The sequence below is a fragment of the Streptomyces sp. NPDC052107 genome, assembly GCF_040680215.1.
GTDB lineage: Bacteria > Actinomycetota > Actinomycetes > Streptomycetales > Streptomycetaceae > Streptomyces.
Genome location: NZ_JBFAWG010000154.1, coordinates 1 through 10,194, shown reverse-complemented (window position 1 = coordinate 10,194; position 10,194 = coordinate 1). Strand labels below are relative to the sequence as shown.

Annotated in this window: 9 protein-coding genes and 4 pseudogenes; 10 read left to right on the top strand and 3 right to left on the bottom strand. The window is 65.8% G+C overall.

Translation table 11 applies throughout. The features are described from left to right. Positions 1-143 precede the first annotated feature (143 nt). The 3 genes and pseudogenes from AB0M27_RS44965 to AB0M27_RS44955 form a co-directional block, all read right to left on the bottom strand. A pseudogene (locus AB0M27_RS44965) lies at positions 144-1,519 on the bottom strand (IS1380 family transposase); the annotation flags it as partial. Positions 1,520-1,663: 144 nt separating this feature from the next. Then, positions 1,664-2,242: a TIGR03086 family metal-binding protein gene (locus tag AB0M27_RS44960; RefSeq protein ID WP_365731674.1), complete on the bottom strand. Its 579-nt coding sequence runs from the start codon at positions 2,240-2,242 to the stop codon at positions 1,664-1,666. 135 nt (positions 2,243-2,377) lie between these two features. Further along, positions 2,378-2,533, bottom strand: a pseudogene (locus AB0M27_RS44955) (IS1380 family transposase); the annotation flags it as partial. Positions 2,534-2,702: 169 nt separating this feature from the next. Between AB0M27_RS44955 and AB0M27_RS44950 the strand changes: the two are divergent. The 10 genes and pseudogenes from AB0M27_RS44950 to AB0M27_RS44905 all read left to right on the top strand — a co-directional run bounded on the left by AB0M27_RS44950 (position 2,703) and on the right by AB0M27_RS44905 (position 9,901). After that, on the top strand, positions 2,703-3,194 hold the full coding sequence (locus AB0M27_RS44950) for a DUF2975 domain-containing protein (RefSeq protein ID WP_365731672.1): 492 nt from the start codon (positions 2,703-2,705) through the stop codon (positions 3,192-3,194). Next, the gene (locus AB0M27_RS44945) at positions 3,194-3,415 is read left to right on the top strand and encodes a helix-turn-helix transcriptional regulator (protein ID WP_057613216.1); all 222 of its coding nucleotides are present in this window, start codon (positions 3,194-3,196) and stop codon (positions 3,413-3,415) included. Before AB0M27_RS44950 ends, AB0M27_RS44945 begins: the two co-directional genes overlap by 1 nt. Positions 3,416-3,470: 55 nt before the next feature. Further along, a pseudogene (locus tag AB0M27_RS44940) lies at positions 3,471-4,088 on the top strand (ISAs1 family transposase); the annotation flags it as partial. Between the two features lie 61 nt (positions 4,089-4,149). Further along, positions 4,150-4,656: a transposase gene (locus AB0M27_RS44935; RefSeq protein WP_365731669.1), complete on the top strand. Its 507-nt coding sequence runs from the start codon at positions 4,150-4,152 to the stop codon at positions 4,654-4,656. A gap of 249 nt (positions 4,657-4,905) precedes the next feature. Continuing rightward, positions 4,906-5,124 (top strand): annotated as a pseudogene (locus AB0M27_RS44930) (protease inhibitor I9 family protein); the annotation flags it as partial. A gap of 6 nt (positions 5,125-5,130) precedes the next feature. Further along, positions 5,131-5,847 carry a S8 family serine peptidase gene (locus tag AB0M27_RS44925; RefSeq protein ID WP_365731664.1) on the top strand — a complete coding sequence of 239 codons (717 nt, stop codon included), beginning with the start codon at positions 5,131-5,133 and terminating at the stop codon, positions 5,845-5,847. Positions 5,848-6,091: 244 nt separating this feature from the next. Beyond that, entirely contained in the window at positions 6,092-6,841 is a 750-nt protein-coding gene (locus AB0M27_RS44920) for an SDR family oxidoreductase (RefSeq protein WP_365731662.1), read from the top strand. 163 nt (positions 6,842-7,004) lie between these two features. After that, positions 7,005-7,277, top strand: a complete 273-nt coding sequence (locus AB0M27_RS44915; protein ID WP_365731660.1) for a hypothetical protein — start codon at positions 7,005-7,007, stop codon at positions 7,275-7,277. Positions 7,278-7,461: 184 nt separating this feature from the next. Beyond that, positions 7,462-9,144, top strand: coding sequence for an FAD-dependent oxidoreductase (locus AB0M27_RS44910; protein WP_365731658.1), 1,683 nt, complete (start codon positions 7,462-7,464; stop codon positions 9,142-9,144). A gap of 31 nt (positions 9,145-9,175) precedes the next feature. Next, the gene (locus tag AB0M27_RS44905) at positions 9,176-9,901 is read left to right on the top strand and encodes a TetR/AcrR family transcriptional regulator (RefSeq protein WP_365731656.1); all 726 of its coding nucleotides are present in this window, start codon (positions 9,176-9,178) and stop codon (positions 9,899-9,901) included. Positions 9,902-10,194 lie beyond the last annotated feature (293 nt).

The following is a 10,194-nucleotide window of genomic DNA, read 5'->3' as shown; positions in this document are numbered from 1 at the left end:
ACGATCAGGACGGCAAGAGCCGTGTAACGGGAGACTGTTACGCACGGTTCTGTGGGGGCCGGAGGGTGAAACCCCCTCCGGCTACCCGACACGGCATCGGAGTGCGGGTTCTGGTTGTAGGGGTGGGTTGTCGCTGCTGGTGAGCCAGGGTTCGGGCAGGCCTGCAGACGTTCGATCGCGTCGGTGATCACATCGGTCCAAGGCCAGTGCACCGCAAATTTCAGGTGCCGGCGGCGGGCTGTGGTGACGAGCTGGGCGGCGGCGGAGAACAGACGGATCCGCAGGCGGCGGAGCTCCCAGAGCCGGACCCGGCCGGTCAAGGCGAGCATCGGCATCCACGCGAGCAGGTCCAGAGCGAGCTGGACGATCTCCAGCCAGATCTGGTTCTGCGCGGTGTCGTGGAGGGGCAGGTTGCGCAGGCCGGTGGCACGGGCTCCTCGAATGCGGTCCTCGGCTCTCGCCCGCTCGCGGTGGCGCAGTTCGAGGGCGGCGATCGCCGTGCCGGTGGTGTTGGTGGCGAAGCAGGTCGGCCGCAGTCCGTCAGCGTCCGTGAAGCGCAACTGGGCGCCGGGGTGCGGGCGTTCTTTGCGGACGATCAGCCGCATTCCCTTCGGCCAAGCCCTTGAGCACGTCGCCGTCGAGCTCGGCGACCCAGGCGCCGTCCCGGGATCTCTCCGTCGGGTTCGGTGGCCGCTGTCCAGGCCGAGCCGGGGATCTTCAGAACGGCGTGGTGGATGTGCTCGGTGATGGTCATGCCGACCGAGTACGACAGCCACCGGCCTCGCCTGGCCAGCCAGGCCACGAACTCGTGGGTGCCGCCTCCGGAATCGGTCCGTATCAGTGTCCGCCGTCCGCCCCGGTACTTCTTCGGCAGCTGGGCCAGGGCGAGTTGGGCCGTGCTGATGTGGTCGGCGGCGGTGTTGCTGCCCGCGTTGCCAGGCCGCAGCAGGCCCGCGACCGGCTCCTCGCTCCCTCCTCGGCCGTGGTCGACGAAGGCCACCAGCGGGTGGTGGCCGAACGTCTTCTTCCAGGTCGCGGCGGCGCTCTGTTTCTCGGAGTGGGCCAGCACGAGCACCCCGTCGATGTCGACGATCATTTGTCCGTCGGCGTCTGGTCCGGCTTGTCCGGCCAACTTCCAGACGTGTTCGCGGACATGGGCCCGTGCGGTGCCGATCGCTGCCAGGGCCTTCGGCCTGGCCCAGGCGAGGACATCGATGAGGCGGGAGACGGTGGGATCGGAGGCCACCGGACCGAACACGGCCGGCTCGGCCCGCAGCATTCCCACATCAGCCAGACAGTCCCCGCCGAGCGCGACCGCCAGGGTCACATCCAGCAGGATCTTCCCCGGATCGTGCACCGCCCGTGACTTGCGCCGCGGCGCCAGAGCTGCCGATATCGACCGGTCCAGCCCGGTCTTATGGGCCGTCTCCACCAGCAGGACGCCTCCCGCCTGCGAGACCACCGCCCGGCCACCACTCTCGACGTGGATATGCGGGTAGGACCCGATACGCTTCTTCACCTGGGAAGTGCCTCCGACGGTGGCAGGAACAACGACCTCGACAGTCTTCATTCTTGCTGGTCAGGGGAACTTTTCGTTTGTCTGACCACCCGTCGGACACCAAGCTTCACGAAGGCGGGGAGGCTACCGGAGCCCGCCGAACGGCTACTCGTTCAGGGGCGGTACCGGCTCGCGTCCGAGGAATGCCACGAGCCGATCCACGGCTGACGCGTCCTGGCTGGTGGGAACGATTTCACCGAAGGGCATGTGCTCGCCCCGGTACTCCGGCGGAAGGGTGGCTTCTGCGCGGGTCAGGGTCTCGGCCGCCTCCTGGTCGGTGAAGGGGATCGGCTGCACGGTGGCGGTCGCCAGGTCCCAGCCATGGGTCAGGTATTCCATGACCGTCATGTTGAACACCGTTTCGGCCGGCAGCTTGTTGCTGCCGGTGACGGCGACCTTGCGGTCGAAGCCGTACTTCTCCCATCCGGCAACGAGGCCGGCCGCCGCGGCACGGAACTCGGCGGCGGGATCGGCGCCGCACCTGTGGTTTGCAGCGTCGCCGCCGTAGGTCCGGCCGTGACAGTTGGCCTTGAACAGCAGGAGCCATCCGACGATGTGGTCGATCAAGGTTTCGACGTCGTAGTCGTCGCACGGAGTCGGGTGGCTGAGTTGGGCGGCGTCGACGCCCTCGATGAGGTCGCCGGTCTTGGACAGGACACCCGTAAGAAGCTCGACTCTATCCATGGTCGGAGTCCAGGAGCGGCCGTGGGGCGCCGTCTCGAAGAAACCCGACACCGCGACTTCGCTACCAGATTCCGTGACTCGGCCTCCGCCCAGAGCTCCCGCGAGCACGAGGCCCAGCAGGCCGTTGCCCGGAACAGCCAGAGGCTTGCGCCATGGTGCCAGAGCCGTGGATATCGCATGGTTCAGGGCGGACTTGCGGACCGTCTCGACCACCAGCACCCCGCCAGCCTGCGAGGCCACCCCAGGGCCCAAGGCTTCGGCATAGTCGGGTGGCGTCCGATTTGTGTTCAAGTGAGGCCGACTTCGACAAGATCAAGACGGTTCGCGCAACCGCGCCATGCCACGGGAGGCGGCGACGTCCTGCCGCCGTGCGAAAGTGCCGCTCACCCTTCGTCCCAGCCCTTGCTTCACCTATCGAAACTCGATAGATTCCCATCGCGCTTCGATGGGAGGGTGGGTCATGGGAAAGCTGACCGTGCGTGCGCTGCGCGCCGTGCTCGTGGTGGTGCTCGCCGGCACCGTGTTCGTGCAGGCATTGATGGTGTGGACATTGGTCAGCGGGAGCGACCCGGAGGACGGGTCGCTCCCGCTGACCGCGCTGCGGGTGATCACGATCCTGGGCATGCTGACGGCCCAGGTCGCCCTGATCTGCGTATGGCGGCTGGTGACGATGGTGCGACGCGGAACCGTGTTCTCCCACGCCGCCTTCCGGTACGTGGACGGCGTGATCGGCGCGATCGTTGGGGCTGCCCTCCTGTGGTTCGCGGTCACGGTCATCAATGCGCCAGGCCAGCGAGACGACCCGGGCGTCACCGTCATCATGGGCGGGGTCGGCGTGGCCATCCTGGGGGTCGCGCTCATCGTCCTCGTGCTGCGGATGCTGCTCGCCCAGGCCGTCGCGCGCGACGTCGAAGCGTCGCAGATGCAGGCTGAGTTGGACGAGGTGATCTGATGCCGATCGCCGTCGACATCGACGTGATGCTGGCCAGGCGGAAGATGTCCGTGGGCGAGCTCGCGGACCGCGTGGGGATCACTCCCGCCAACCTGGCGGTACTCAAGAACGGCCGCGCCAAGGCGGTGCGCTTCGCGACGCTCGCCGCGCTCTGCGAGGTGCTCAAGTGCCAGCCGGGCGACCTGCTGCGCTGGGAAGCCGAGGACGCCGCAGGCGAATGACGTGCCCTTCCAAGATCATGGAGTTCTCGACACCCCGTGATCCGAGTGGAAGACCGTGCCTGCCGACGCATCATCGCCGATCCCGCCTGCCTTTGACCAACTCCGCGAGCATTGCGGGGCCGTGCCCGAGGAGATCCCGGGCCTGCTGGAGCGGCTGGCCGAGGTGCCCGACCCTCGCGATCCGCGCGGCGTACGGCACGCTCTGGTCGTCGTGCTCGCGCTGACCGCGTGCGCGGTTCTGGCCGGAGCGACCTCCCTGCTGGCGGTGGGTGAGTGGATCACCGACGCCCCGCCGTCCGTCCTGGAGCGCCTTGGCGTACGGCCCGACCCGCTGTCTCCGAAGCGGTGCCTGCCGGCGGAGGCGACGGTGCGGCGGCTGCTGGGCCGCATCGACGACGACGCGTTGGACCGGGCGGTGGGCCGCTGGCTGGCCGACCGGCGCGCTGGGGCCGTGGGTCAACTTCGCGCAGTGGCGGTCGACGGCAAGACCCTGCGCGGAGCGGCCAGGGCCACGGGCCGCAAGATTCATCTGCTCGCCGCCTGCGACCACCTCTCCGGCCTGGTCCTGGCCCAACTCGACGTAGGCGAGAAGACCAACGAGATCACCTGCTTCCAGCCTCTGCTGGAGACCCTCGCCGAACTGGCGGGCGTGGTCGTGACCAGCGACGCGATGCACACCCAGCGCGAGCACGCCAGCTACCTGCTCGCCCGAGGCGCGCACTACATCGTGACCCGTGAAAGGAAACCAGAAGAAGCTCCACAAGCAGCTCAAGTCCCTTCCCTGGAAGCAGATCCCGCTGCAGGGCCGCACCCGCGACACCGGCCACGGCCGCGGCGAGATCCGCCGCATCAAGGTGTGCACGGTGAACAGCCTGCTCTTTCCCGGCGCCCGCCAGGCACTCCAGCTCAAGCGCCACCGAGTGGACCGCAAGACCGGCAAGGTCAGCATCAAGACTGTCTACGCGGTCACCAGCCTCACTGCGGAACAGGCCACACCCGCCGAGTTCGCCCGGCTGACCCGCAGCCACTGGAAGATCGAAGCCCTGCACCACGTCCGAGGCATGACGTTCGCCGAGGACGCCTCCCAGCTGGGAACCGGCTCCGCACCCCGCGCCATGGCGACCTGGCGCAACCTCGCCATCGGCGCGCTTCGCCTCGCCGGGAAGAGCAGCATCGCCGCCGGCCTCCGGCACAACGCCCGCGACGCCAGCCGACCGCTCACCCTCCTCGGACTCACATGATCACGAAACCGACGTCACGCGACTACGCCGAGGCCCTGCCCCAGGGCCCGCCACCATCGACCCGGACACAACAGAAGTACGACCCGCTACTTTCACTTGGGAAGTGCCTCTTGCATCGCCACGTAGAGGACCCCAGAAATCCCTATCGACGCAGGCCAAGGGAATGTTCGGGCTTCGCGGCCACCTGTCGCCCACCACTTTTCGTGAAAGCGCGAGGCGAGTTTCGCAGCGCAGCACCAGCAGGCGCGGGAAACCGTCCATCAGGTGTACGACGTCACCGCGGGCGGATACGCACTGAAGGGGTACAGCGTGGATGCGACGGCGCAGCAGGCGGCAGCGCTACGCGCCGATCCACAGGTGCAGCTGGTGGAACCTGACCGGTCAACGCGTCTGAACGTACGCAAGGCCAGCGGTGGCACCAATCATGGCGCCGCCAGGAAGGCGCTCCGGGGAGGCACGTCAAAGTGAGGCGGGGTGCCGTATGCCGGTGACCCGGGACGCCCCTACCAGTGGGGGCTGTTCCGGATCGGCGCCAGCACCGCCACCCGGGTACTGGCGCACGCCTCGGTCGGAGTGGCGGTCCTCGACTCCGGCATGGACTACACCCATCCCGACCTCCACGTGAACGGTGCGGTCAACTTTTCCGACAGCCCTAGCACGCAGGACTATTTCGGTCACGGGACCCACGTGGCCGGGATCGTCGCAGCCCTCAACAACGGCTACGGAGTGGAAGGCACAGCCCCCGGAACACCGTTGTGGTCCGTCAAAGTCGTCGACGTCACCGGTCTCACGAGCGTGGGCGCTGTTGCGGCGGGCCTGGACTGGGTTGCGAAGAACGCGCGTGCGCGGCACATCCGCGTCGCCAACCTCTCCCTCCATTTCGACGCGGACGATCCCGTGCTGCACCAGGCCGTCCAGGTAGCCACCGAAGCCGGAGTCAGTGTCGTGGCTACCGCCGGCGACCTTGGTTTGAACGACCACGTCTATCCTGCGGGCTACCCCGAAGTGCTCTCCGTCGCCGCAACCGCCGAAAACGACACGAAAATCGCTCCATCCAACTGGGGCGCGGACTGGGTTGATGTCGCCGCGGCAGTTTCGGCAGCGCCGAGATCGCCGCGATCGGACAAGGACTCGACGTCAAACTCGCGGATGTGCTCGACCACCTCGGGCTCCTGGCACCGCTCAGCTTGAGACGCTGCCAGAGCCCTTCCGTTGGCTGATCCAGGGTTCGACACTCCGCAGCCGAGTACCCCTCCAGTTGCAGCGCCCCGCTTAGGATTCTTTACTAATAGTTACAAATACATCTAAACCATGCATTCCGTGAGGTAGGACGGCGGAGGACTCCGCCGTCGATGAGGGCGGAGTTGCCGCGTGCCGGCGCGCTGGCCCTTCAGTCGGCCTCTGGTCGAGCTGCCGCAAGGGAGATGTGGACATCATGGGACAGCTTGATGGCAAGATCAGCCTGGTGACTGGCGGCTCGACCGGGATCGGTCTGGCTATAGCCCGTCGGTTCGTCGCCGAGGGCGCCACCGTGTACCTCACAGGGCGACGCAAAACCGAACTTGACGCGGCTGTGGAAACCCTCGGGGGGCGGGCCATCGGCATACAAAGTGATGTCTCGCATCTCGACGCTCTGGATGAGCTGTTCGCGATCATCCAGGGCGGCAGCGGACGGCTGGATGTCGTCGTCGCCAACGCCGGCGGCGGCGAGCTGGCGCGGCTGGAGGAGATCACCGAGGAGCAGTACCGTTCGACCTTCGACATCAACGTCAAGGGGACGATCTTCACAGTCCAGAAGGCCCTCCCGTTGCTGCCGGACGGGGCCTCGGTCATCGTGCTCTCGTCCACCAACGCGTCTATGGGCGTCCAGGCCATGACGGTCTACAGTGCCACTAAGGCCGCCATCCGCAACCTGGCCCGCACATGGGCCGCCGAACTCGCGGGGCGCGGCATCCGTGTCAATGCCCTCAGCCCGGGACCGATAGAGACCCCGGGCATCCGCGGTCTGGGCAGCCCGGCAAAGGGCGAACAGCAACTGGCGGACAGTCTCGCCAACGAAATTCCCCTCGGCAGGATAGGACGCCCCGACGAAGTCGCCGCCACGGCCGTCTTTCTCGCCTCTGACCAGAGCTCCTTCACCACGGGAGCCGAACTCTTCGTCGACGGCGGCCTTGTCCAGGTCTGAATACGGCCGCCACATGTCGGCGTAGCCGCGATGCGAGGCCGGAAGACGGCTTGGCCCGCCTGCCAGCGGAGGTCTTTTCACGGGTTTTCCTAGGCGACCGATCTTATGCGCCTGCCTGATCCATAGCCGCAATCAGCTATCTCCTCCACGACAGGACCGGCGCATGACCCCCGACGAACTCTTCGACCGTGTCGCCGATAAACTCACCCGTCTGGGGGTCTCGATTGGAATACTGTTCGGTAAACGTGCCCTCAAAGTCCACGGCAAGGCCTTCGCATGCCTCAAAGGGGACTACCTCGCCTTCAAACTCGGCGAGGGCACTCCCGCGCACACGAAAGCCCTGGCCCTTCCCGGCTCCGAGCTCTTCGATGCCTCCGGCAAGAATCAGCCCTTCAAGGACTGGGTCGCAGTTCCCCAGACCCATGCCGACCAGTGACTGGGCCTGGCCAAGATCGCGCTCAAGAGCCTCCCGCCGTAGCCCGAGCCCCGTCGGGCAGGGCCCGTGCCCGGCCTGCGCGCGGTGCACGCCGGGGGCGGGCGGCCCCTCATTGAATGACTGGCGTGTCAGTACAGCGTGGGGCCGACTGCCGGTGTAATGCCTCGATCTAGGGGAGTTGATCATGCCGTCGCGACAACCAGGCCGCCGAATCTGGGGCGATAGAGCCTATCCTCATCTTAAGGAAGACCAGCTGTCCCGACTTTTCGAGTTCGGTGTTCCGCAGAACATCTCCGCAGGGCAATTCATATTCCGACTGGGAGATGAAAAATATGACCTGGTGGTAATCGAGAAGGGTCAGCTTGAAATCATCAGAGAGGCAGGGCCGGGCTATCCCGAGGAGGTGATTGTCACCTTCGGACCCGGAGAATTTATCGGTGAACTCAGCATTCTCACGGGGCAGTTCGTGTATCTCCCTGCCCGCGCCGCCACGGGTGGCCGCATCTATCGAATTCCACCCGACCGGTTTCGCTTGCTGATGGAAACCGAGACCGCACTCTCCGACATCCTGCTCACCGCTTTCAGGGCTCGACGTGAAATTTTGATGGAGTCTGCCTCGCATACCATCGAGGTCATAGGAAGCGCTTCCTCTGCCGAGTGCATGGCGCTGCGCTCGTACCTTGAACACATGGCACTTCCGTATCGCTGGATGGACGACGCAACCCCCGACGGATTGCTGCTGATGGGGCTTGCTTCGCTCACCGCAGGTGATTTGCCTGCCGTTCTCCTTCCGGGGCGCTCGCTGCGCAACGCCACACCCGGAAGTCTCGCGATGAATCTGGGACTTTCACATGAAAGAATCAAGGATGAAGACATAGACCTCGCTGTCATCGGGGGTGGCCCTGCCGGGCTGGGCGCCGCGGTGTATGGATCGTCGGAAGGGCTCGGAACTGTCCTGCTTGATGCCGTGGGCCCTGGAGGACAGGCAGCAGCAAGTTCCCGCATCGAGAACTACCTGGGATTCCCTAACGGAATCAGCGGTGCAGAATTGACCCGCCTTGCCGCCGTACAGGCGCTGAAATTCGGATCTCGCCTCTACTCGCCTTCGCGTGCCGTAAGTCTTAAGCCCCTTGCCGACCGGATAAAGATTTCCCTGTCCGACGGCACGGATATTCTTGCACGCGCCGCGATCATCGCCACCGGTGCCCGCTACCGGTCCCTTCCAATCGCCCGCTGGAAACAATTCGAAGGCGCGGGAATCTATTACGCTGCGACTGAGCTAGAAGTCCGTTCGTGCGCAGGCAGACCGGTGGCCGTGCTGGGAGGGGCAAACTCTGCAGGGCAAGCAGCCCTGTTCCTGGCCGGTAAATCAATTGCAGTGAACATCATCCTGCGCCGCGACAACATCGGGGCTCGCATGTCCTCCTATCTCGTTCGCCGCCTCCTCGCGGATCCACGCGTTACCGTGCATACGTCAAGCGAAGTGACCGCACTCGAAGGGGAAGACTCCCTGGAGGCCATCAGGATCAGAAACTCCGCCACTGGCGTCGAATCACTACTGAGATGCAGCGGGCTTTTCTGCTTCATAGGTGCAACACCGGCAACCGACTGGCTAAATGATGCCTGCGCAGCCGACAAGGACGGATTTATATATACCGATGTGCACATTGCTGACAAAGATCTGAGGCCGTTCTGGCAGGAACTGCAACGCTCCCCTCTTCCCTTTGAAACGAGTATTCCCCGCGTCTTTGCCGCAGGCGATGTACGGCATGGGTCAATCAAGCGTGTCGCCGCCGCAGTCGGCGAAGGCGCCTCCGCCGTTTCTTCCGTTCATCGGGTCATAGGAGTGCCCGGTGTGCCCTTCTAAGGGCGAGCGGGGCGGGCACAAGCCTGGCCGTTTGGGCGAGCCGGTGTCGCGAGCCTCGAAACAGGTTCGTACTGCCCTGCCTTCTCCCCGCAATGCCCCGTACACGGCGTACAGTTTTCTCATGTCCCGGCCTCGGCAGTTTGACGACGAGGAAGTTGTTCGGGCTGCTCGCGACCAGTTCTGGTCCCACGGTTACGACCGAACCTCCATCGACGATCTGAGCGCCGTCACGGGCTTGGGACGCGGAAGCCTGTACGGGGCCTTCGGAGACAAACACGCCCTGTTCCTGCAGGCTCTGGACAGCTACAACAGTGACGCGATCGGAGCCTGGCGTTCGGCTCTGCGCGGCCCGGGACCGGCCCTCCCGCAGCTGGAACGCTTTGTGTGCGACATCTCCGAAGCGATCAGCAGGGACGTGGAGCGGCGCGGCTGCATGATGGCCAGGAGCGCCACGGAACTCGGCGCCGTCGACAAGACCGTCGCCGAGCGGACTGCGGCCACTGTCCGCGTCATGCACAGCGAGCTGTCGGACTGCCTCGCCCGGGCCCAAGAGGAGGGCTCGCTGGATGCCGAAGCGGACACGGACGGGCTCGCAAGCCTTCTCCTTGCTGTGCTGCGGGGACTGGAGGCCCTGGGCAGGGCGGGAGCCGCAGCGGAGGTTGTCATCGGGGCTGCCGAGCAGGCCTTGGCCCTTCTTCCCCGCGTGTCCACGAACGAGCCGGCGCCGGATCGGCGGGAGGACCGTTCAGCGCCGTGAGCCGGTTCTAACCTGGACGGCCCTTGGGTTTTCAGTGCCATGGGCCGCATGCCGTGGAGGTCTTGCCCCGCCAGGCGCCACGGGCGCCGCCTGGCCATCGCGCGCAAGCCGCCTACGATGTCTGCCTGTCGAGGGAGGTGTCCGACATCCACTGGCCGATGCTCCTGTCGCGCAGCGTGGGGCGATTTGTGCACCTGGACCCGGGTTCGACGTAATTCGGGGGCCCTGGAGGTTCTGCGGGCCTGAAAGTGCAGGTCACGGGGTTGGAGGTCGTTCCACGGCTCGGAAGTGCC

Bases quoted from the DNA above. Each gene is read 5' to 3' on its own strand.
- AB0M27_RS44960 (WP_365731674.1), bottom strand. From the start codon at position 2,242: ATGGATAGAGTCGAGCTTCTTACGGGTGTCCTGTCCAAGACCGGCGAC.
- AB0M27_RS44950 (WP_365731672.1), top strand. From the start codon at position 2,703: ATGGGAAAGCTGACCGTGCGTGCGCTGCGCGCCGTGCTCGTGGTGGTG.
- AB0M27_RS44945 (WP_057613216.1), top strand. From the start codon at position 3,194: ATGCCGATCGCCGTCGACATCGACGTGATGCTGGCCAGGCGGAAGATG.
- AB0M27_RS44920 (WP_365731662.1), top strand. From the start codon at position 6,092: ATGGGACAGCTTGATGGCAAGATCAGCCTGGTGACTGGCGGCTCGACC.
- AB0M27_RS44915 (WP_365731660.1), top strand. From the start codon at position 7,005: ATGACCCCCGACGAACTCTTCGACCGTGTCGCCGATAAACTCACCCGT.
- AB0M27_RS44910 (WP_365731658.1), top strand. From the start codon at position 7,462: ATGCCGTCGCGACAACCAGGCCGCCGAATCTGGGGCGATAGAGCCTAT.